Here is a 22,389-nt window from a genome sequence, read left to right as displayed (position 1 = left end):
AATTTATGATATTTATGACTTCTTATTTGATGTGGATAAAAGACCTTGAATAGCTGCATTTAAGTAGCCAATTTGACCGTAAGCATACACAAGTTTGTCAAATCGTTCTGCTGGGTCAAAGAAGTATTGCAATGCTTTGTACAAACCGCGCAAAAATCGTTCGCCCCCTCGTTGTAATTGAGCGATACCAGCCCTACCAGCGAGTTGTTCTCGATAGCACTCGCTAATACCTTGCCACCAGCCTCGGTTTAAAAACCAAGAACGTTGCAGGCGTTCTGGGGCAACATTATGAGCTACTAGTGCTTCTGGAAGATAAGCAACTTGCCATCCACGTTGTAGGGCAAATTCGGTCATTTGTAGTTCTTCGTTAGATAATAGATTTTTCCCTACTCGACCAAGATGAGGATCGAAACCTCCAATTTCTTCTAAAAAACTGCGACGGATGGAGTAATTTAAGCCTCTTGGTGTGGAGCCTGGTTGCTGAATGTAGATGATATCGTCACCCAAGTCGTATGCACCTAGATTTCCTGATAGTCCTGGAGATAGCCACCTTGGTTGTTGCATTCCTTCAGGCCAGATGAGAGTGACTTTGCCACCAGCGATCGCTAGTTTAGAGTTATTGTAATAGGCAGAATATAAAACTTGCAGCCAGCCCTTGCTCGCAACGGCATCGTCATCAAGATAAGCCAGAATATCAGCACTAGCCACTTTTGCACCCGTGTTACGGGCGACGGATAAGCCGATGGTGGGTTCAAAGATATACTTGAGCCGAGGATCGTCAGCTCTTTGTTCTACTACTTGGCGAGTGCCATCGCTAGACCCATTATCAACTACTACAACTTCAAAATTAGCGGCAAAATCCTGTCCTAAAAGACTATCAATTGCAGCACCTAAGTAGGTATCTCGATTGTGGGTACAGATAATGGCAGAGATTTGGATATCTGGCATAGATTTAATTGGGGATTTTAGATGTGGGATTTTAGATTAAAATCTTCAGCAAGAATCCAGAATTCAGAATCAATATATTTAGAGGATTTGAATCCCGCTACTATATTGAAGACCACCAAATGGGAAATTTTGGTGTAATGTTCACCCTTTATTCATTTGTCACGGATACAAAATTCTTAACTGAATTTTGACGACTGACTCCTGAATTCTGGTTGTTAAATCTAATGCACATTTAGTCTTAGTTAATCTAAACTAAATTTTATCTGCCCACCAACCGAGTTTTTTCGGAAAAAATCTTCAAAGCTTCACGTTTGCTGAATGTGGCTATGTAAAACTACAAGACTTTGGGCAAGTTGAGCCAAACGCGTTTCCAAAGTTTGCTTACGCCCCAACAACTGACGTAACTTTTGGTAACGAGCGATCGCTATACTAACGGTGGGAACTTGATCTGCTGGACATGGGCGCGACCAAACTTTACCAGAATCGTCCACACCGCAGAGGCGATAGCTAGTAGCAGACGATTGGTAGGACACTTTTCCACCATTAGCGCAAATTTCTTCAACATAGTTCATTAGCCTGTCAATTTCTGCATGGCGGAGTGTTGCAGTTCCACCTGGTTCTGGTTCCTGAAAATTGGATTCTAACCAACCATTGACAATCGGCCCTTCTAAGTAAATATCCTGAATTTGCTGCAAAATATTTTGTAATTCTGTTTGCCAACTAGCAAGACTTTCTTGAATTTCTTGCAATATACTCATAGCCAAGCCTGGATTGGCTCCGTGGCGATGGCTACTGATGCTGGGAGTTTTGAACTTGGGTAGGCTCGGTGTTCTGCTTGTACTATCTTCTGCTTGAAAGGTTTGCACAGAGTCGTGGTGAGGAAATAAATTTTGTTCCTTATCAACACTAACGCCAGCTGCTTGTTCTTGTATCTTGACTTCATCATCCTGAGAAAATGAAGTGTTTGTGGTTGTTGTGGGTTCGTTGGCTGTGACACTGATTCTAAAAGAGAAAGGCCGCTTTGTTGAATCTCCTGCTTCAGCAGCAGAGTCAGTGCCACGAGTTCCTAAATCGTGTAGAGTTGCTTCAATACGTTTTAAGCCTGGTTTCATAAACATACCCTATAGTTTGCTGTCCAGTTATTGGCGGGTTTTCAATCCCGACTTGAAAAATACAGCAGAATCGGTGAATTATCCTAGTCATTAGTAAAACAATTTAGATAGCTGTCTCACAGACTTAAATTTATTTACTTCACCAAATTGCAATCTACTGTAATTATTAATTCGCAATGATGCTGGTGCTAATTTTATCTCTTAAAAGTTATTTAGAATTAAAAATCTTACCAAGCCCTCCGGGCAGGGAATAGGGAATAGGGAATAGGGAATAGTGGAAAAACCTGCTCTAATACTGGGTTCAGAGCAACTAAATTTATTTATGAAAACAAAAAAAATATTTTTTAAGGGAACACTCATGCTGTGAAAAAATGCGTCCTTGTACAAATCCCCTACTTTTAAGTATGGGAATTTCCCTATTCCCTATTGCCTGTTAAGAGTTCCCTTTTAATTATTTGGGTATTGGGTATTGGGCATTGGGCATTGGGCATTGGCCAAACAGGGCATGAGGCACAAGAGCCTCCAGGGGCAGAGGAGAAAAAACTTGTACAATAACTCTCATCTCCCCACCTCCCTACCTGCCCATCTCCCCACTCCTGTGATGATAAACTGCAAACGTAGCCATATTGTGAAGATACTTAGGAAGTAACTTTTGAGTAAAGTCATTTTAGTCACAGGGCCCGCTCGTTCTGGTAAAAGTGAGTGGGCAGAAACTCTGGCTATAGAGTCGGGGAAAGCAGTTATTTACGTAGCTACAGCCACTGATAACCCAGATGATGAAGAATGGCACCAACGTATTTTAGAACACCAAAAACGTCGTCCCCAAGATTGGGTAACTCTGTCTGTACCTGTGGAACTGTCTGCTACCCTTGCTGAAGCGAAACCCCATACTTGTCTTTTGGTTGATTCTTTGGGAACTTGGGTAGCGAATCTCCTAGAACAAGATGACCAAAGTTGGGAAAATCTGGTGGTAGAGTTTTTAGAGACTGTGGATTTGGTGGCTGCTGATATGCTGTTTGTAGCGGAAGAAGTAGGTTGGGGGATTGTGCCAGCTTATCCTGTTGGTAGGATGTTCCGCGATCGCCTTGGCTCTTTGGTACGCCGCCTAAGTTCGCTGTGTGATGCTGTTTATCTAATCACTGGTGGCTATGCTCTCAATCTCACTGTTCTTGGTTCGCCATTACCAACATCTAAAGACTTAATTCAAAATTAAACATTGAACCTCCGAAAAATCCCGATCAAAATTTACAATTGAGAGTATGGCTACTAAACAAGAAGTTAAGGCATATCTCGCCTACTGGTTTCAACTAGGTAAAAAAGTAATCGTCGGCAACGGCAAGGCAAGCATTCTGCCAAAGTCTGTGCTAGATGGCGATCGCTATAGTACAGAATTTGAGGAATGCTGGGAGCAGATTCTCTCACAAGAATCTGGTGAGTGTCATCTGGAAGGTACAGAAGAAACTATTGCCCAACTGTTGACATCGACATGGGACATGCTACCTTGTTGTCGCTGCACAATGCCAGTAGCTACACGAAACCTTGGGATGCCGGCTTTGTTATGTCCTTGTAATGATTTATGGAACTGGCCTAATACTGAATTACCAACGCCACGAACTCCCATTAAGACCCAGGAGCAACTCAAAATTATCCACGCTAGGCTGTTGGATAATAGTGTGTGAACTAACAAACACTTGGTAGGCTTAACAGTTCTCGATCGTCTCAGCAATGGAGAAACATTAGCTTTCTTTTGCTTATTACTTGATAACGCTATTTCTCAAAGCAATCAATGAAATTTAATGCAATTTATCGGCTATTCACATAGATTAAATAGCGGATATTTTTTTTGTTACCCTATACCCGATTTTTAATCAAGATTACTTGGATAATTTGTATTGCCATTTCACTGGAAACACCCAAAGCTTGATACAAATCATTTAAAAAGTTTTTTTCTTCTTCAGCTACTACACCTTCAGCCAAGACTAAGTCGGTAGCTATTGCAAAGGCTGATTCGCGCAAGTCTTGAGATAGACAATCTTTAGCAGCATTAAATAAACTATTAAAATGCTCCCCTTGGAAAATAGATAAAATTTTATCGAGCAGACTCTTCATCATTTCATGGGGATAACTTTTAAAAAGTTGCATCCGAGATAGCACATAAGTGATAGAGTTCGCTTGTTCGACGGAAAGGTAACCGTCTGGAGCAGTTGCCATCAGAACTATAACAGCAAAAGCTTCCGCTGAATTCAGTACTGGTTGAGTTTTGCTTCCTGTAACCAACACAGCATCGAGTAAACCCATTGTAGTAGCTCCTTCGTTAAGGTCTCAATAGCGATACAGTTGCCTGTGCATTTGCTGGACTACCAGGTGAAACTGCAACGCTGTGAGACTTTTATAGTTTAGTGTTCCCAGGATGATTTCATGGCAAACACTTGTACCCAATGGTTTTTGGGAATAAGTACACTGTTATTGTGTGAACTTATCGTTCTCCTGTCTTCTCTATTGTTTCAATTACTGCCAAACCTATACCAGAAGCTGCTATTAACAGTATTGCTGATATCAAAAAAGCATTGGTCAGCATTCGTAGGGCTTCGTCAAAAAAAATGTAGGTGGTCATTGCTTCACCTGCTAAACTTTGTGCCGCTAGTACTTTTTATTTCTCCACATGGTGATAGGTGAATTTCGCTGAAAAAGTGCTAGCAATTGCATCTTAACAAAACTTTAGCTCTTGCAGAACAATGGTGAAACTTTTTCTTCCTGAAGATTTGATGAACTTTAAAGAGTATTTGTAAAAGAAAATACTGAGACAAAAGTCCAAACAAAAGTTACGGCACCTTCAACTTCCGTAAACATTGTTCTGGAATTCGTCAATTCAGTTACAAAGAGTCAAGAAACTAAATATCTACAAAAAGCTGATTTTTCTTGACTATTTTCTAAAATCTCTAGCAAATACTCTAGAGATTTTACTGACAAATTTTCTAGTCACGTGCATCTATCTCAGTGCATATACAAAAGCAGAACGATGGACGATGCCAAGATTCTACTGAGAAAAAACAAACCCTAAAAAATTTTTAAATAATCAAGACGTTATTTTTCTCAGACTGCTGAAAGCTACTGAGGACAATGGTATGGGCAAAATGTGAAGAAATATTGCGATTTTTTGAACCGCCAGAGGAAAGCGATCGCCCAGAAAAATATTAAGAAATATTAAGATTTTTGAGACACAGTTAAAGTAAACAACGTTCGATAGTTGCTAGAACCGATTGAGAAAGTGCATCAAAATCGTAACCACCTTCTAAGCCAAAGAGAATTTTACGAGTTAGCGCCAGACAATAATCGGTGAATAAACCATAATCTTCTGATTGCAAGTTGATACTTGCCAAAGGATCTGCCGCATTGGCATCATAACCAGCACTGACAATCAATAAATCTGGTTGAAAGTTAGTTAAAAACGGTACTACCTTTTTTTCAAATAATGGCTGATACACCGTAATATCGCTACCAGGGGGTACTGGTAAATTCAAGACATTATCATAAAAGCCCCGTTCTGTTGCTCTCCCAGTACCGGGATAACATGGATACTGATGGAGGGAACAGTAGGCAATTTGCTGATGAGTTTCGACGATGGACTGAGTACCATTACCGTGATGTACATCCCAATCGAGGATGGCGACACGGTTAATTCCGGGTTGTTTGAGAGCAAAAAAAGCGGCGATGGCGGCGTTGGAAAATAAACAAAATCCCATACCTGCATCGCTTTCAGCGTGGTGTCCTGGTGGACGCGCCAATACAAAAGCCGGATTATTGGATTCTAGTACAGCTACAACTCCATCTAACCAAGCACTAACCGCTAATAATGCCACATCATAACTGCGGGGCGAAATCGGTGTATCACCATCCAAAGGGCCGCCGCCACTAGAGGCAATGAAAGAGAGTTTTTTGATGTAGGCTGGGCTATGAGCCTCAACTAATAAAGACATTAACTCCGGCTGTTCTGGTGCTGGTGTGGGGGCGCGCCATGTAATTTTATCTGCAAACGTAGCTGCTTTTAGAGCATTAGCGATCGCTATCAACCGTTCTGGTGTTTCCGGATGGTATTTTCCAGTCTTGTGATCTAAAAATTCGTCGGAATAGATGACTGGTAGCATAAAGTCAAAAGGGGTACCAACACTGAATGCCATTGTATCTTTATTAGGAAGAATTCAGAACTCAGGAGTCAGAAGTCAGCATGAATTGGGGTCTGATTCTTTGATGAATATTAGTTTATAATCCAGCCGAATCATCAATCAAAGGCAGTTTTAACATTATTTAATTATTACAATTCTATGTTTTTATTAGTAGAATTTTCAAATTCTATGATTTTAAATTATATTTACATCTTTAGTTATCTTCAACATTTTATTCCCACCAGGTTGTAGTTCATATTCAACTTTTTCAATATTTATTTTATAACCTTTATCAGTATAATATTTGATTATTTTTTCTAAATGTGGCGAAGGCTTTAACATTAAATCTATCAGAGGAAATATTCTGATTTCTTGAGCAATACGCAGCATTTCACCTACTGAATTTAAGTGAAAATCATAATCTAGTTGGTCTGAATATAAAAACAATAAATGCGAACAAAGGGCTATGTCAAATTCTTGATTATTATATGCAAAGTTGGGCAATTCGCCAAATATGTATCTGTTGGTCTTTTTACCACTATCATAATCAGCTAGAAATTCTTGAATTACTTTCACTCGATTTTGTCGCAAGTCATCTGGAGATTTATGATAGCTCCATACCCAATCGTTCGGTGTAGCCTTGACTTGATTAATAATGTTATCTACTACTTCATTAAATCTTTGCAGGATTTGATCGCCAGAAAATTGGTACAGGGGATCGATAGAAACTACATTTTTACCCTGTTGTGCCATTTCAGCATTAAAGCTTGCTGGGCCATCCCCAACCCCAATAATTCTTTTATTCAAATCTAACTTTGTTAAATTGAATATTTTGATATATTCATCCATTGACCTTCCAAAGGGAACTACTTTATCTAAAACCATGACCATAGAGTTTGCCTCGTAACTAGATTGATTATACTAATTTCTAATTGTCAATTCGTCATTAAAATACATATTAATAAATTGAAGAAGAATTCAGAATTCAGAATTCAGGAGTCAGAATCAAGACGCTCTCTACGAGACGCTACGCGAACGCGGACACGGCTTAGCTGCGCTATCAGTCGGGGATTCAGACCCGCGACTGATTGTTCGCGTAGCGTCTCCCCTTGGGAGAAGACCACCAAATCTACAATTTGGTGGGGGTCTTAAACCCAGTTATTCATCCACCACTCGCACAGAATTCATTCTGAATTCTGGCTCCTGACTCCTGAATTCTGTTTGATAATTTTACCTTTGGTTATAATCATACGATTATCTACTATTCACCACGCAGTACTAGGCGGCAATTATTTAAAAGTATGTCGATATCTTTTGCAACTTTAAAAGGATTTTTACCTTTGAATATAGCAGCGATCGCTGCTTCATAAGGATTTCTACCTGTTTTTTTCACAGCCTTAATTGCAGCTTCATTTGATAATCCCCTGACGCTAACTAGCCATGCTGCTAATACATGTCCAGTACGTCCAATTCCACCAGAGCAGTGTACAACAACTTTCTCATTTTGTTTATCTGCTGCAATTAAAAAAGGAATTATTTTTTGTGTGAGGGTTTCTAAATCAACTAAATGAAAATCAGCGATCGGTGTCCAACAAACTAGCTGACTACCAAATTCCTGTTTATATGCACCCAGAAGATCGGAGTAGTAAGCTAATTGTTCATCATGGAGAAGACAACAAACTCTTTTGATACCTTGTCCTTTCATAAATTCTATCCAATCTTCAACCATTTGATTAGTATATTGGGGACGTGCAGCACCAAATACTACTTGCTCATTCTCGCAAGCCGGAGAGAATTTGTATTTTTTAACCTGTTGTATTTCAGCTTTTTTCATTTCTGCCATTATCTAATTAGCTTTTATTGATAAATCAAGATTTATGCTCCAGCTTTCAAACCATAAAATACGTCATGTAAATTTGCCTAAATAATTCAGTAACTGATGCTAATTAAACGTAAAATTTCATTAAAATCTTAACGCAATATAGCGTAAACGTGTTGTAGCCATCTATCCGCAGAAAGGTAGTAATCGTCAAGACTCGATTTTAGGTTTTTCAATGTTAACCTACTTATTTAATACATACCTGTGCTTTTTCAAGAGTTGAAAGCTTAATTTTCATTTGGGACTCTTGACAACTTGAATGCAAAATATAAAATTTAAATGCATAGTAGCTGATGCCTTCTCTAACCAAGATATTTCCTGAAGCTCAATCAAAGTGATAATTATTCTTAAATGAGATTACCATTATGCAATTCAAACGAAACCAGAACTTAACAATACTTTTGTTATTAATTTTATCCTGTATCTCTTATCTACCTTTCACTTACAGAGATACACTAGGCGAGAGGGATGGTTTCAGAATGGTCATGGGAATAATTGACTCAGTTACATCTGGTAAACCATTAGGTAGTCCATTGCTTTATGGACGCAACATCTCTTTTGGCTACTATGCTTTAATAAATATTTTTAGATCATTTTTTGAAAATAATTTTACTACAATTATCCCAATTAGTAATTATCTAAATTCTTTAAGTTCAATTTTCATAGTTATTCCCATTTTTTATCTGGTCAAAAGATATTGGGGACTAACCACGGCAGTCTTAGCAAATTTATTACTGATATTGATTCCAGTTTGGTGGAGTACAAGTCTGTATGGACATCCCATGATTCCAGCAGTACTATTCATGTTTATCGGTTTAGCCTTAATTGCATATCGTTCAGAAGTAAAATCTTCAAATGCTGGCTTAGTGAAATTAATAATATTAGATATATTGATAATTTCTGCCTTTTCATTATGCTTAATGTTTAGGTTGGATGCAGTACTGATGTTTTTACTAATCCCAGGCTGCTTTCTTCTTGAACGCTATTCTGTCACAAAAGTTATTTCTTATTCTAGTTTATATATTTTTTTCGCCATAATTATATTTTTGGCTTTCAAATCACGACTTCCAGAAATTAATATACAGAGTGATGGAATATTAGAAGATTTAATTTTTTATCATGGCCCCGATATAGCAATTCAAAATTTCAAATCAGGAACGAAAGCTTTTATTCAAGCTTGTAATCCATTGTATATATTTATTTTCTTTATTAGTTTGTTTGACCTTTGGATTAAACGCGACTCTTTAACTGTATTATTTATCTTTCCGACGCTACTTGTTAATTATATTTTTTGGCTACCGAACTATTATCCAGCCCGTCATTTTATCTATGTTTCTCCGGTTTTAGCAATTGGTATTGCAATATTGTTGCAATCTGTATTGAAAAAAATATTCTCTGTTTGGCGAAATCAAAAAATTATAAGTATTGCCTTGGCTTTAGTTTTTATTTGTATAGTTTTTGTGAGTTATAGAGTTTCTTATTCAGTTCCTTATCCCTACTGGTCAACTCAAACAGAAGACAATAAAAGACTCGCTAAAAATCTCCAGGATTTACCGTCTAGAGTTCAGCGAATTTTTGTCGTTGCTGATTCTGTCCCTGTAGTAGTAGAAATGCAACTTTTATCTAGCAAAGTTAGAGTTAAACCTCTAAAAACATCGTTATTGACAGATACTCAAATTAAACGTCATCAATTAAGTAAAATTTTCAAAGCTCAACCAACAAAAACTATAGACTTACTGGAAGTTCAAAATGAAAAAAATACTTTTATATTTTATATCCAAGGTTGGAAGAAAAAAGAAGTCATCAGGTTCTTCAAAGAAAATAATGAATATGATGATGTTAATCTAGTAATTCAAAAAAGTATTCCATCATTTACTCTTGTACCCTCTGATATATCTAAAAAAATAAATTTTTTAGATATGTAGGACTGCTGTTTGAATTAAAAAATCTGTCAAAAGTTATTTGCTTAAGCAGTATATTCAGCAAAAGTGTGGGCGTACTTTGGTATAGAAGGTATCAAAAGTTAGTAAATACTGTAGTAGTTTATACTAATTAAAAAAATGCAGCAGATACAGACTGCAAAACCCTTATTATGTCAGCTTTCTTAATTTTGAATTGGTATTAGGCTCTTTCTCAACTAATGAACGGTAGAATATACCTAATTTTTGTAGCTTCAAAGCCGAATCATGACGATGCATTCTACACTCCAACGTGCATTTGCTAACCGCCGCGTTCTCAAAGTAATCAGCGGCTTAAATAACTTTGACGCCGCCAGCGTTGCCGCTATTGTCAAAGCTGCTGAATTTGGTGGTGCCACTTTCGTCGATATTGCCGCCGATTCCAGCTTAGTCCAGCTAGCTAAAAGTTTGACAAATTTACCGATTTGTGTTTCAGCAGTAGAACCAGAGAAATTTGTGCAAGCTGTGGCTGCTGGTGCTGATTTAATTGAAATCGGGAATTTCGATTCATTCTATGCTCAAGGACGCCGTTTCGAGGCTGAGGAAGTACTAGCCTTGACTCAGCAAACCCGTGCCCTGCTGCCAGAAATTACCTTATCTGTTACCGTTCCCCATATCCTCGAACTAGATAGACAAGTACAACTAGCAGAAGAATTAGTAAAAGCTGGAGCAGACATTATCCAAACCGAAGGCGGTACTAGCAGTAACCCAGTTCACCCTGGAACTTTAGGATTAATTGAAAAAGCTGCTCCCACCTTGGCAGCAGCTTATGAAATTTCTCATAGCGTGAGAGTACCAGTACTGTGTGCTTCAGGCATTTCTAGCGTTACTGCACCATTAGCGATCGCCGCTGGTGCTGCTGGTGTTGGTGTTGGTTCAGCCATTAACCAACTCAACAGTGAAGTAGCGATGATTGCTGCTGTCCGTGGCTTAGTAGAAGCTTTGGCAACTGCAACAGTGTTGAGTCAGAAGTAAAGAATGGGGCATTGGGCAAACAGGGCATGGGGAAAGGGAAAGAGGTAAGGGGGAAAGATTACATTTATTCCTTTTCCCTTTTCCCTTTAATCTTTTCCCCTAGCTCCCCTGCTCCCAATGCCCCATGCCTTTAGCTGACTACAAAATTTACCAACTTCCCAGGAACCACAATTACCTTTTTAATTTCTTTACCTTCGATGTAACGCTGGGCAACTTCAGATTCACGGGCGTATTTCTCTAAGGCGGCTTTATCTGCTTGTGACGGTACTTGAATTGCACCACGAGTTTTGCCCATAATTTGAATCACTAAAGTGATTTCATCAGCTACCAAAGCAGCCAGGTCAAATGATGGCCAAATTTGCGTGTGAACTGAATCACTTTCACCCAACAAATGCCATAATTCATCGGCAATGTGTGGTGCAAAAGGCGCTAGCATAATCACCAAAGTCCGAATACCTTCTGCATAAATTGGTGAATTTTTGCAGCTGGCATCAGTTAGAGCATTACTCAACTTCATCAATTCTGAAACAGCTGTATTGAATTGATATTCGTCTTCCACGTCTTCCGTTACAGCTTGAATAGCGGTATGAATTGCCCGCCGCAATTCCTTTTCAGGCTTACTTAAATCAGAAACTTCAGCTTTTTTATTAGATATTCCAGCAGCAACATAATCTGTCACCAAACGCCAAACCCGATTTAAAAAGCGGAATTGTCCTTCCACATCGGCTTCATCCCATTCCAAATCTTTTTCTGGCGGCGCTTTGAACAAAATGAACATCCGCGCTGTGTCTACACCGTACTTGGAAATTACATCTTCTGGGGCTACACCATTACCCTTGGATTTAGACATGGTGGCGTAGAGACGTTGCAGTGGTTCCCCCGTCTGGGGGTCGCGGGGGTCAGCAGGATTCACTAAATTAGAAGGAATCCACTTATCTTTACCACCCTTTTTAGGATTCATGTAAGTTAAACCCTGCACCATGCCTTGTGTTAACAGACGTTGAAAGGGTTCGTCAAAATTCAACAAACCTCTATCCCGCAGTACCTTAGTAAAGAACCGCGAATACAACAAATGTAAAATTGCGTGTTCGATTCCACCTACGTACTGATCCACTGGCATCCAGTCATTGATTTTACTGGAATCAAAAACATGTTGTTCGTTCTTAGCATCTGGAAAACGCAAGAAATACCACGAGGAATCAATAAAAGTATCCATCGTGTCAGTTTCCCGCTTCGCTGGAGTGCCACAAGTAGGACATGGCACATTTACCCAGCTTTCCAATTGCGCCAAAGGTGAACCACCACGTCCAGTAAATTCCACTTCTTCTGGTAACTGTACTGGCAAATCTTTGTCGGGCACTGGTACTATCCCACAATTGGGACAGTGAATTACAGGTATTGGTGCCCCCCAGTATCGCTGGCGGGAAATCAACCAATCACGCAGTCGATATTGCACCCGCGCTTTTCCGAAACCTTGTTGTTCGGCATATTCCACCATCGCCTGTTTAGCCTCTGTGGAAGCCATACCAGTAAAAGCACCGGAATTAATTAAAATTCCTGGTTCAGTGTATGCCTGGTTATATTCAATTTGCACGAGTTGTGTAACTTCATCCGTCTCTGATGTGGGAGTTAAGTCAAAACCTGCAACATCATCTGGCGAAGCAATGACAAAATCAATGGGCAAATCATAGCTTTGGGCAAACTTAAAATCCCGGACATCGTGTGCCGGTACACCCATGACTGCCCCAGTACCATACTCATACAGTACGTAGTCAGCAATCCAAATGGGTACTTCTTCCCCTGTAAATGGGTTAATTGCCTTACCGCCAGTCGGGACACCCCGCTTAGGTTTATCTTCAGCAGTACGTTCCAACTCGCTTTGATTAGAAATCTCTTTAATAAACCCTTCTACCGTTGCTTGTTGTTCTTTGGTGGTGACGCGCTTTGTTAAAGGATGTTCTGGTGCTAACACCACGTAGCTCACGCCAAAAACGGTATCTGGGCGTGTGGTATAGACAGCAATTTTTTCATCTAAGCCAACAATGGGAAATTCCAAGTAAGCACCTGTGGATTTGCCAATCCAGTTAGCCTGCATTAATTTCACGCGTTCCGGCCAACCAGTCAACTTATCCAAATCCTTGAGTAATTCTTCGGCATAGTCAGTAATTTTAAAAAACCACTGTCGCAACAATTTACGTTCAACTATTGCCCCACTGCGCCAAGAACGTCCTTCATTATCGACTTGTTCGTTTGCCAGTACAGTCTGGTCAATGGGATCCCAGTTTACCGCCGCTTCTTTTTGGTAAGCTAAACCCGCTTGTAAAAACTGCAAGAAAATCCATTGCGTCCACTTGTAATAATCTGGCGAACAGGTGGCTAGTTCGCACTCCCAGTCAATGGACAAACCAAGACGCTGTAATTGTTGCCGCATCTGCGTAATATTTTGATAAGTCCATTTTGCTGGCGGTACACCACGGTCAATGGCGGCGTTTTCTGCTGGCAAACCAAAGGCATCCCAACCCATTGGGTGTATTACCCGATACCCTTGCATTCGCTTGAGGCGGGCAATTACGTCAGTAATCGTATAATTACGGACGTGACCCATGTGTAAGCTGCCCGATGGATAGGGAAACATGGACAAAGCGTAGAATTTTGGCTTGTTGCTAGCTGTCGGTGTTCGGTCTAAGCCCAGTTCTGTCCATGTTTTTTGCCATTTTTCCTCAATCGCTGCGGGGTTGTATCGGGAATCCACCAAAAAATCTCCTACTATATCTGTTATCGTATATGCCTCCATATTGTAGATGGTAGGCAAAGAAATCAGATGCTGAAAATAGGCGATGTTGGAATCAAATATAAAATTTTCTGATTTGGTGCAGGTTTTTGTTTACGGCACTCTCAAACCAGGTGAAGCTAACTATAAAAGATTTTGTGCTGGCAAAGTTGTAGATGCCAAAAAAGCTTTTGTCAAAGGCGAATTGTTTGCTTTGCCAATGGGCTATCCAGCCATGACGCCAGGAGATAACCAAGTCCACGGATATTTACTTTCTTTTACCAACTCAGGGATTTTAAAGCAGTTAGATGTGTTAGAGGATTACCACCCTGCTAGACAAGATTCAGAAAACCTTTACAGCCGAAAAACTATCGAGGTTTATCAGGGAGAGTGGCTTTCTCTCGGTTGGGCTTGGGTTTACTTAATGAGTTTAGAGCGAGTTGACCAGTTCGCAGGCATCCACCAACCCGACGGTTGGTGGACTGGCTCTGGTATAACTCGAAAATAAAGTTATTATCTATTAAGTTTGTGATTAATTAATTTATGTCATCTGTGGAATCCCGGCGTTGTGGCGGTACCTGATAAATTGAATTTTCTGGAGAAGCTACTGCTGCTTTGGGAATTTCAATTACCGGGTTGTTTAATCCCACCATTAGCGAAGAAGGAGGTACTACAGATGCAGAGGATGTTTGTACTGGCTGTATTTGTGGTCGTTGTGCCAGTTGCGGTGTTCTCGAACCACTGCCGGGTACTAAGCCAGACACTGCACCAATTAGACAAGCGGCGGCGGCTGCACTTCCAACCATCCAGTTAAAACGAGAACGTCGGCGCAAACGTGTCAATACTTGTTCGGCTGTTACTTCTGGCGACTGTTGGGCTGTGGGCACTGGCATAGTTCGTAAGCCTTGCCTCAGCTTTAACAGTCGGGCATACAAGCATTGAACTGAAGGATCTTTGGCCAGCCATTCTTCTACTTGCCTGCGTTCGGCAGCTGTGACTTCACCATCGAGATAAGCACTTAATAACTCGAAGCGATCGCGCTTCACCATATCCATAAAACCCGTTGATTCATTGGTATACTCAACCATTCCATCTGACAAATCTTCAGGAAGTTGTAAGTGGGAACGATCATCAAACTGAGAATCAGTAGTCATCTTAACATTATTACCAATTCATACACGGGTAAAGGGAACCGATAATTCGGAAAAATTACTCAATTTTCCTCCTAACGGCGGAAGTAATCTACATCTTTGGAGCAATTATTAATCATTGCTTAAATTCTGCCATTTGACAGAAGCAAAATACTGTAAATTAGGAATCTAGATAGTTTTGTAACTGAGCTTGCAATCTGGATCTGGCTCTGGCGATTCTTGATTTGACAGTTCCCAAGGAAACTCCAGTAATTTCAGCAATTTCTTCGTATGCCATGCCTTCAATTTCTCTCAGGACGATAGTAGTACGAAATACCTCTGGTAAATCCGCGATCGCTTCCCGTAATTGTTCGTAAAACTCTCTAGTTGTCAGTTCCTCTTCAGGCCCTGGGGTATCACCAGCAATTTCCCAATCCATCTCGCCATCCTCTACTGAACGGGGAGCATCGAGTGACAAAGGACTCACAATCCGCTTGCGTTTCCGCAACTCATCGTAAAATAAATTAGTCGCGATGCGGCTTAACCAGCCGCGGAATTTAGCAGGCTCTTGTAAGCGGTTAATATTCCGATACACTCGAATCCAAACTTCTTGAGCCAAATCAGCTCTGTCAGGCCAATCTGGAGCTAAATGGTACAAAACCCTATCTACTTGGGTTTGATAGCGGCGCAATAGTTCCGCAAACGCAGCACGATCCGGGCGCAGTCCAGCTTGACAACGCAAAATTAAATCGTGGTTAGGAAGTTTGTCAACTTGCACTGATGCTTCTGGATACTTTGCATCAACAGTTGACCAGGATACAGTAATCGACTGACTCATAGATCGTACTGGCTCTAAATCATCCCTTTCTATTAGACCTGCTAATACGACACAAGTTCCTTGCTAAGGTGACGGATTTATGACTGGAACACTGAGGCACACAAGTTTGGCTAAATTAATAGCAGTCAAAAGAACCTGTTTCTCCTTATACTACTTGGATGTTTCTGTTTTACCCATCAGCTAACAAAGGCATCTGATATACGCACATTTTGTTACTTTTAGCAACTGGGTATATACGCTTGATCGAGATAATTAAATTTGGTTATAAGGATGAAGATGGAAATTTTGTAATTCTAACTTCTTGATACCTTAAAAATTTAGGCAATAATTTCTAGAAGTTGGGTTGCTTTGGTGGTAATAATGGTAGTTTATTTTTTTGATTTTCTTACCAGAATAGTTGCTGATTGTTCTGGTTGTACCCCGTAACTAGCACCAGTGCTATTTTGTTCTGGTAAGTGAACTTGAAAAAAGAAATTGAGGGAAAATGTAATCGTGACTGCCAGCAATAATTTTTCAAACATAATTTTTCTCCCACCCACACCATTAATAATTGATTGCTGCATTTCCAAAGTTGCACAACAAAGTCCGACTAGAGGCTTACGGCCTCCTGAAGTTTGGAGGAATGAGATTCCTCTGTTGGATTTTTGCTGTTGGGACGCGTATGGCCTTAGTTTGCCCAGAGATGTTGGCAGATTTATATCAGAAGTGATAAGTATTGATAAATTTTTAGCGATCGGATAATGAACCCATCTAATTCTTCAGTTGGATACGTCAGGGATAAACAATAGGCAATAGCAATGGTAAAAAATGAATCTGTAGGGCGTATGGTAATGTTGCTTTGTTTTGGCACAGCATTTTTGTCTTTAGCTGTGCATTGGCGCATTACTACAGCACAACGGCAGTTTGAAAAGTCTGCATCTACTTCGATGCGGCAAGGTTCTAGCCTAAATAACTCTCAAGAAAGCCGCCCAGAGGAAGCCTATAAGAATTTCTCACAGGTGAGTTTAGGACAAGTTGCGCTAGGTGCATCCGTACCTCCTGTGGAAAACACCCAAGGCTCAACTGTTGAGAAAAAGTCAACATCAAAGTCTTCAGCTGTTGGGTCTAGTTCTCAGTCGAAAAAAATTAAAAAGAATGTAGCTAAAGCGACAATTAATCAGTCTGCTAAGCTCAAAGCTCAAACTAAGTCGAAAAAAATTAAGAAAAATTTAGCTAAAGCAATTAAGCCAAAAGTTTCTCAGTTAAAATCTCCTACGACGCCGCCTCAAACTCAACCGCCCAAAATTAAGGAAAATATAGCTAATCCTGTACAAACCCCTACTCAGACAAGGGTAGTGGTACAAGCAGAAAAACAAAATCCAATTGTGGACAGTTGGCCTAAAGCTTTATGGCCTCAAGCTTCAGCCCAACAAGTACCAACTAATAAAATAATATCTGGTAAAACCAAAGTGGTGGTTGATTTAAGCGATCACCGTACCTACGTATACGTAGGAGATGATGTAATAGCTAGCTATCCAATAGCTATAGGTAAAAAAGGTTGGGAAACACCGACGGGTTCTTTTAAAGTCATGCATATGCGACACTTTCCAGTGTGGCGTCACCCGATTACAGGTAAAGTATTTGAGGCAGGTACAAATAGCCCTTTGGGAGACAGATGGATTGGCTTTTGGTCAGATGGACGGAATGAAATTGGCTTTCATGGTACACCAGATGTTGACCTGCTAGGAACGGCTGTATCTCACGGTTGCTTGAGAATGCGTAATTCTGATGTCAGATTGTTATACGAGCAAGTGGGTTTAGGAACAACTGTGGTAGTGCGTGAATGAATCGGGCATTGGGGATGGGAAGAAGACAAGGGGAAAAGGGAGACAAGGGAGACAAGGAAGGCTAGCAATCTTTCTCCGTTGTCTCCCTCATCTCATGCCTCATGCCCAATGCCCAATATCCTTAAATTTATAATTTTTGCTCAAAATTAGGCGCATATTGTCTAAGTAAAGCGCCAACTTGGTCGAGAACTTCATTACCAGTACTTTTACCCAAGGCTTGCCGTTCTGGGAAGAAATTAGGCCGATCTAGGTAACGACCGATCGCTTCATTCACTTGCTGAGAAATGAGTTCTTGCAGTTCTGCTTGAGCGCGTTGGCGCTGATAGTTAGCGCCTTCTTCTGTAGTTGCATACAACGGTGGTAGCCGATTGAGAGCGTAGGCTGCAATATCACCAACATCTAGGGAACTTTCACTAGTGGCCTCAATTTCAGCGACTCTGGCGATCGCTTCTGTAAGTACCAATTCTTCCATGACGTTAATGAATTGTTTTCGAGGTACCGCCACTACCTCACCAGTTAATAGCGCACCCATTAGGCGATCGAGCGCCATATACTCTTCTATAGAGAGTTCCGAAGCGTTGTCACAAATTCTACCGACTTCTGCTTCCATTGCTGGTGTCAAATAACCATCCTGGAGAGCTTGTTCTACAATTTTTTCAATACTCATAACGCTTATCATCATTTATGTTAGCCAAGGAAGGTAGGGACGGTATCAATTCAATTGATTTTGCCTACTTTGGGCAAAAATATCCAAATTATACACAGACGCAATTAATTCCGCCTCTACTATTTCACAACCTTAGTGCGCCAAGGTGTTGGATCGACAGATAACCCGTTGACATATAAACCCCAGTGCAAATGTGGCCCAGTAGAAGCACCCGTCGAGCCTACTGCGCCGATGAGTTGACCAGCTTTGACAAAATCACCTTCTTTAACGTTAATACGACTGAGGTGCATGAAAATACTACTTACTCCCTGGCCGTGGTCAATGCCAACTACGTTACCGTGAACCCGAAATCCTTGGGATACCCTACCTACCAAAGCAACTCGCCCAGCGGCTGGAGCAATTACGGCTGAACCGGCAGCACCAGCGTAGTCAAGGCCACGATGATAGTAGTCCTCTGCAAATTTACCATTATAGTAGCGACGTACACCATAGGTTGTACTCATCCGCCCTGCATTTGGCCTCAGAAATACTCCATTCCAATATTTTTCTGGTGTTTGTAATGCTTTAAAAGCTGCTACGCGTTTAAGTTCATACTCTGTAGCTTCCACTCCAGCTTTGCCTGGTGGCAAATTAATCCGTTGTATGGGGAACTTGCGATTTTGCACATTCACAGCCAAGTTTTGCACCTGACCATCTCCTGTCACCTGAAGCGATCTAGTTCCAGCTTTTTCCAAGGGAGTTGTAGGAACAAAAGCTCGATACTGATTCGGTGCAATTTCAAAGGCTGGGTACGTATTTTTGCCAATAGTTACTGCTGGATTTATACCATTCTCCGGATTATCTAAATTAATTTCCACTGAAAGTGTATCCCCTAATTTAGGATTAGTTGGAGTCACTTTTACTTGCAAAGCATCTACAGGCAACGCCCAGGTAATGGAGAGAACAGCAAAAATTCCCTTGAGCAAATTTATTCCAGGGTCATTATTCGTCAATTTTTTGACATTCAAGCTGAGCAAATTTTTATTTGAATTGCTAGTACGATTCTTAGTAATCATAGAGCTACCATAAATCCTTTGCTTGTGTGGGAAAATAAACTAGTTTATTACTACTAGGATTTTCTTTTGACAGCGGATGTTGTTGAAAGCCATAAATTTTGTTTGGCAAATACTCTAGGCATTTATGGAAATTAAGTCAACAGCCAAAACTTGGTAACGGAAAATAATTTGTCAGCTTAATTTGTAAATTTATATTAATTGTAATAACTAAGGTGTATGACATTGTAATTGTTGGTAAAATTCCACTTGCTTGATGCTAAAACTGCTTTAGTGGCTTGCCATAGGAATCATTTGTTAAGCAACAAAAGAAACTTTTTATGGTTAAAGTCACTACATAATGGTACTTGAATAAAATCTGCTAATCAACTGGACACTTCTTCAACTGGACACTAAATACTAACTTTCAGGTCAAAGTTGCTCTAAGGAAATGAGCAAAATCAGCTAAATCACAGTAAAAGTACCAGAAACCATCCAAAAAATTAACGCGATTAGGATTTTACACAAAGCTAGTTCAATTTATTGTGTAAATTCTAATCTCCATTTACATAGTGATAACAGATTTTTTGTGTATTGGGAAAATATTAATAACTTAAGTAAAATTACTGATATATCTTTACTTATGAGTACTCAGGTTCAACAATAGACCATACTTAAAAATAGGGCATTGGGCATTGGCCAAACAGGGCATTGGGCATGAGAAGATTGATTTTTATTGTTCCTTGTGAGCGCAGCTCATGGAGTAAGAGTGCAATCAATTGCTTTTTGCACTCTTGTTGGCCGATGCCCAGCCAAAACCCTTAATTTTTGTACCATGCGTAAGTGCTAAGGTGATTAGCTCCAGGCTGATAGTTGTAATTTCGAGTCGAGTTTACCATCTTCCATACGAACTATGCGATCGGCAATATCTAGAATGCGGTTGTCATGAGTAACCATCAAAATGCTACAGCCTTGTTCTTTTGCCAATTTTTGCATAAGGTTAACCACGTCTCTTCCCGATTGACTGTCAAGGGCGGCGGTGGGTTCATCGGCTAGGATAATTTGGGGATGACTGACTAAGGCGCGGGCGATGGCTACTCTTTGTTTTTGTCCCCCAGAGAGTTGATCGGGATAGTAATGCAAGTGCTTGCCCAATCCTACTTGCTCTAGCATCTGGGCTGAGCGAGTTCGCATATTTTTTAATCCAATATGTTTATGCAATTCCAAAGCCATTTTCACGTTTTGCAATGCTGTCAAACTGCGATGCAAATTATGTGCTTGGAAAATGTAGCCGTTATGGCGTCGTACCTGCACTAATTCTTGGGCGCTAGCACCACAAAGTTCTTGCCCCAACACCTGCAAACTACCAGATTGGGTAGAACGCAAGCCACCCACTAAGGTTAGCAGAGTAGTTTTTCCAGAACCAGATGGCCCGGTCATGATTACAATTTCACCGGCGTTAATCTCTAAGTTGATATGAGATAAAACTTGCTTGCGAAGTGAGCTATGACCAAAGTAGTGGTCGAGATTTTGGATGGAGATGACGGGGAGCATATCAATTTTGGATTTTGGATTGGGCATAGGGCATGGGGCATGGGGGCATTGGGAAGAAGCAGGGGGGCCGCTCCCCAATACTTGTCGGGTTTTGGGGGAAAGGGAAAGGGGAAAAGGGAAAGAAAAAACCTTTAACCCTTACCCTTTAACCCCTTCGGGGTTCGCCAGTCGCTCATGGGGGAAACCCCCAAGACCGCGCTGGCTCACCTTTTCCCCAAACCAAATTCCAGTTTAAAATCCTTAACCGACCAGTATTGGGCTGCTCCCTACCTCCTTATCTCCCTCATCCTCTTCATACCCCATGCCCATTTTTTAAAACATATCAGCGGGGTCGGTGGCTTGGAGTTTGCGCGTGGCGATCGCACCCGAAATTACGCACATAATTATAGTTAGCAGTAATACTTGTAATGCCCGAAATACTGTTATGTACATAGGCAAATTTGTAACTTTGCGAGTTAGTTGGTAAAGTCCTAAGGATACTGCCAATCCGGGAAAAAAACCTAGTACTGCTAATATTAAAGATTCTTCAAACACCACACCTAGCAAGTAATAATTGCGATATCCCATTGCTTTGAAGGTGGCGTATTCTCGGACGTGGGCATTAACATCAGTGGAGAGGACTTGATAAACAATAATTATGCCCACCACGAAACCCATCGATACACCAAGGTTGAAAATAAATCCAATTGGGGAATTTGTTCTCCAAAAATTATTTTCAAATTCAATAAATTCTTTGTGGGTTAAGACTCTGACATCATTTCTGAGGTAGGCTTTGAGCATTGCTGCGACTTTTTTCGGGTCATAGCCAGGTTTGACCTTAATCAACCCTAAACTGACGCTGCTAGACTGTCGCCCAGAAAATAGCCGCAAAAAACCTCGATCGCTCGTAATTAAGTTACCTTCAGCACCAAAGGAAGCCCCGACTTGGAATAAACCGCTAATGATAACTGTGCGGCGTTCTATTTCCGCAGTTACGATTTTACCTTCCTCAATTTGAGCGATCGCTTGTTGATAATCTCCTCTAGCACCACGGTCAAACAACGCCGCACCAGGCAGCTTGATTGCCTCCAATTGCCGATTAACATCTGGTAAGTCAAAAGCTGGCTTGTCTGGATTAAAGCCAATAACCAACACCCCAGTCTCACGGCGTGTTAAAGGATTTTTCCAGATTGTGTTATTTAAATACACTGGTTCTGCCGAATTTACCCCTGGTATATCCATTGCTTGGTAAAGTCGCCGCCGAGAAAAGGTAGATAAACTAGGCAAGTTACGGGCTTGGGGACTAATTAAAACAATGTCTGCTTGCAAACTGCGATGTAGTCTGGTGTTACTGTCATACAACGCAGTCTGAAAACCCAGCTGCATAAACATCAGAAGATCCGCAAAAGCAATGCCTAACAATGCCACCAACAGACGACTTTTTTCATGACTCAGTTGTAGCCATCCAAGAGGAGTTCGCCGTCGCAATTGTTCAATCAATCCCATAGTTTGGAGTGAGTGGGGAGTGGGGATTAGGGACTGGGAGATGGGGGAGATGG

At 40.7% G+C, this 22,389-nt stretch carries 21 protein-coding genes; 6 read left to right on the top strand and 15 right to left on the bottom strand.

What is annotated here, in order from left to right; all coding sequences use genetic code 11:
• Positions 1-12: 12 nt before the first annotated feature.
• Together VF06_RS05030 and VF06_RS05025 are read right to left on the bottom strand one after the other, a co-directional pair.
• Positions 13-948 (bottom strand): glycosyltransferase family 2 protein, encoded by a 936-nt coding sequence (locus tag VF06_RS05030; RefSeq protein WP_099066201.1) that lies wholly within the window; start codon positions 946-948, stop codon positions 13-15.
• Positions 949-1,253: 305 nt separating this feature from the next.
• A complete protein-coding gene (locus tag VF06_RS05025; RefSeq protein ID WP_099066226.1) occupies positions 1,254-2,060 on the bottom strand; it encodes a hypothetical protein in 807 nt (268 codons plus the stop codon).
• 652 nt (positions 2,061-2,712) lie between these two features.
• Here VF06_RS05025 and cobU point away from each other — a divergent pair.
• Positions 2,713-3,273, top strand: a complete 561-nt coding sequence (gene cobU, locus VF06_RS05020) for a bifunctional adenosylcobinamide kinase/adenosylcobinamide-phosphate guanylyltransferase (protein WP_099066202.1) — start codon at positions 2,713-2,715, stop codon at positions 3,271-3,273.
• A gap of 46 nt (positions 3,274-3,319) precedes the next feature.
• Complete coding sequence (locus VF06_RS05015; protein ID WP_099066203.1) at positions 3,320-3,739, top strand: hypothetical protein; 420 nt, start codon at positions 3,320-3,322, stop codon at positions 3,737-3,739.
• A gap of 172 nt (positions 3,740-3,911) precedes the next feature.
• Here VF06_RS05015 and VF06_RS05010 read toward each other — a convergent pair whose 3' ends face one another.
• The 5 genes from VF06_RS05010 to VF06_RS04995 form a co-directional block, all read right to left on the bottom strand.
• A complete protein-coding gene (locus VF06_RS05010) occupies positions 3,912-4,358 on the bottom strand; it encodes a tellurite resistance TerB family protein (RefSeq protein WP_099066204.1) in 447 nt (148 codons plus the stop codon).
• A 178-nt stretch (positions 4,359-4,536) separates the two neighbouring features.
• Positions 4,537-4,674 carry a hypothetical protein gene (locus VF06_RS40330; RefSeq protein WP_180267350.1) on the bottom strand — a complete coding sequence of 46 codons (138 nt, stop codon included), beginning with the start codon at positions 4,672-4,674 and terminating at the stop codon, positions 4,537-4,539.
• Between the two features lie 610 nt (positions 4,675-5,284).
• Positions 5,285-6,205: a histone deacetylase family protein gene (locus VF06_RS05005; RefSeq protein WP_099066227.1), complete on the bottom strand. Its 921-nt coding sequence runs from the start codon at positions 6,203-6,205 to the stop codon at positions 5,285-5,287.
• Between the two features lie 213 nt (positions 6,206-6,418).
• Entirely contained in the window at positions 6,419-7,114 is a 696-nt protein-coding gene (locus tag VF06_RS05000) for an SAM-dependent methyltransferase (RefSeq protein WP_099066205.1), read from the bottom strand.
• A gap of 370 nt (positions 7,115-7,484) precedes the next feature.
• Positions 7,485-8,066 (bottom strand): protein-tyrosine phosphatase family protein, encoded by a 582-nt coding sequence (locus tag VF06_RS04995; RefSeq protein WP_244918042.1) that lies wholly within the window; start codon positions 8,064-8,066, stop codon positions 7,485-7,487.
• Positions 8,067-8,467: 401 nt separating this feature from the next.
• Here VF06_RS04995 and VF06_RS04990 point away from each other — a divergent pair, with 401 nt between their 5' ends.
• On the top strand, positions 8,468-10,027 hold the full coding sequence (locus VF06_RS04990; protein ID WP_099076763.1) for a glycosyltransferase family protein: 1,560 nt from the start codon (positions 8,468-8,470) through the stop codon (positions 10,025-10,027).
• A gap of 261 nt (positions 10,028-10,288) precedes the next feature.
• Positions 10,289-11,035: a DUF561 domain-containing protein gene (locus VF06_RS04985; protein WP_099066207.1), complete on the top strand. Its 747-nt coding sequence runs from the start codon at positions 10,289-10,291 to the stop codon at positions 11,033-11,035.
• A 130-nt stretch (positions 11,036-11,165) separates the two neighbouring features.
• Here VF06_RS04985 and leuS read toward each other — a convergent pair whose 3' ends face one another.
• A complete protein-coding gene (gene leuS / locus VF06_RS04980) occupies positions 11,166-13,787 on the bottom strand; it encodes a leucine--tRNA ligase (RefSeq protein WP_099066229.1) in 2,622 nt (873 codons plus the stop codon).
• A gap of 85 nt (positions 13,788-13,872) precedes the next feature.
• Between leuS and VF06_RS04975 the strand changes: the two genes are divergently transcribed.
• Entirely contained in the window at positions 13,873-14,313 is a 441-nt protein-coding gene (locus VF06_RS04975) for a gamma-glutamylcyclotransferase family protein (protein ID WP_099066208.1), read from the top strand.
• Positions 14,314-14,341: 28 nt separating this feature from the next.
• Here the strand turns inward: VF06_RS04975 and VF06_RS04970 are convergent, their stop codons facing one another.
• The 3 genes from VF06_RS04970 to VF06_RS04960 form a co-directional block, all read right to left on the bottom strand.
• Positions 14,342-14,959, bottom strand: coding sequence for an anti-sigma factor SapG (locus VF06_RS04970; RefSeq protein WP_099066209.1), 618 nt, complete (start codon positions 14,957-14,959; stop codon positions 14,342-14,344).
• Between the two features lie 157 nt (positions 14,960-15,116).
• Complete coding sequence (sigG, locus tag VF06_RS04965) at positions 15,117-15,773, bottom strand: RNA polymerase sigma factor SigG (protein ID WP_096539842.1); 657 nt, start codon at positions 15,771-15,773, stop codon at positions 15,117-15,119.
• 368 nt (positions 15,774-16,141) lie between these two features.
• On the bottom strand, positions 16,142-16,336 hold the full coding sequence (locus tag VF06_RS04960) for a QAALIT motif small membrane protein (protein ID WP_099066210.1): 195 nt from the start codon (positions 16,334-16,336) through the stop codon (positions 16,142-16,144).
• Between the two features lie 633 nt (positions 16,337-16,969).
• Between VF06_RS04960 and VF06_RS43480 the strand changes: the two genes are divergently transcribed.
• Positions 16,970-17,599 carry a L,D-transpeptidase gene (locus tag VF06_RS43480; RefSeq protein ID WP_438502234.1) on the top strand — a complete coding sequence of 210 codons (630 nt, stop codon included), beginning with the start codon at positions 16,970-16,972 and terminating at the stop codon, positions 17,597-17,599.
• Between the two features lie 127 nt (positions 17,600-17,726).
• Here VF06_RS43480 and VF06_RS04950 read toward each other — a convergent pair whose 3' ends face one another.
• The 4 genes from VF06_RS04950 to devC all read right to left on the bottom strand — a co-directional run bounded on the left by VF06_RS04950 (position 17,727) and on the right by devC (position 22,336).
• The gene (locus VF06_RS04950; RefSeq protein ID WP_099066211.1) at positions 17,727-18,266 is read right to left on the bottom strand and encodes a late competence development ComFB family protein; all 540 of its coding nucleotides are present in this window, start codon (positions 18,264-18,266) and stop codon (positions 17,727-17,729) included.
• 119 nt (positions 18,267-18,385) lie between these two features.
• Positions 18,386-19,321 carry a M23 family metallopeptidase gene (locus VF06_RS04945; RefSeq protein WP_099066212.1) on the bottom strand — a complete coding sequence of 312 codons (936 nt, stop codon included), beginning with the start codon at positions 19,319-19,321 and terminating at the stop codon, positions 18,386-18,388.
• Positions 19,322-20,152: 831 nt separating this feature from the next.
• Positions 20,153-20,851, bottom strand: a complete 699-nt coding sequence (locus VF06_RS04940; RefSeq protein ID WP_099066230.1) for a DevA family ABC transporter ATP-binding protein — start codon at positions 20,849-20,851, stop codon at positions 20,153-20,155.
• Positions 20,852-21,163: 312 nt separating this feature from the next.
• Positions 21,164-22,336, bottom strand: coding sequence for an ABC transporter permease DevC (gene devC, locus VF06_RS04935; RefSeq protein ID WP_099066213.1), 1,173 nt, complete (start codon positions 22,334-22,336; stop codon positions 21,164-21,166).
• Between the last annotated feature and the right edge of the window lie 53 nt (positions 22,337-22,389).

It is taken from the genome of Nostoc linckia z4 (genome assembly GCF_002608075.1).
GTDB classification, from domain to species: Bacteria; Cyanobacteriota; Cyanobacteriia; order Cyanobacteriales; family Nostocaceae; genus Nostoc; species Nostoc linckia.
The sequence above is the reverse complement of the archived record's forward strand: the minus strand, read 5'-3'. Positions and strand labels throughout refer to the sequence as shown.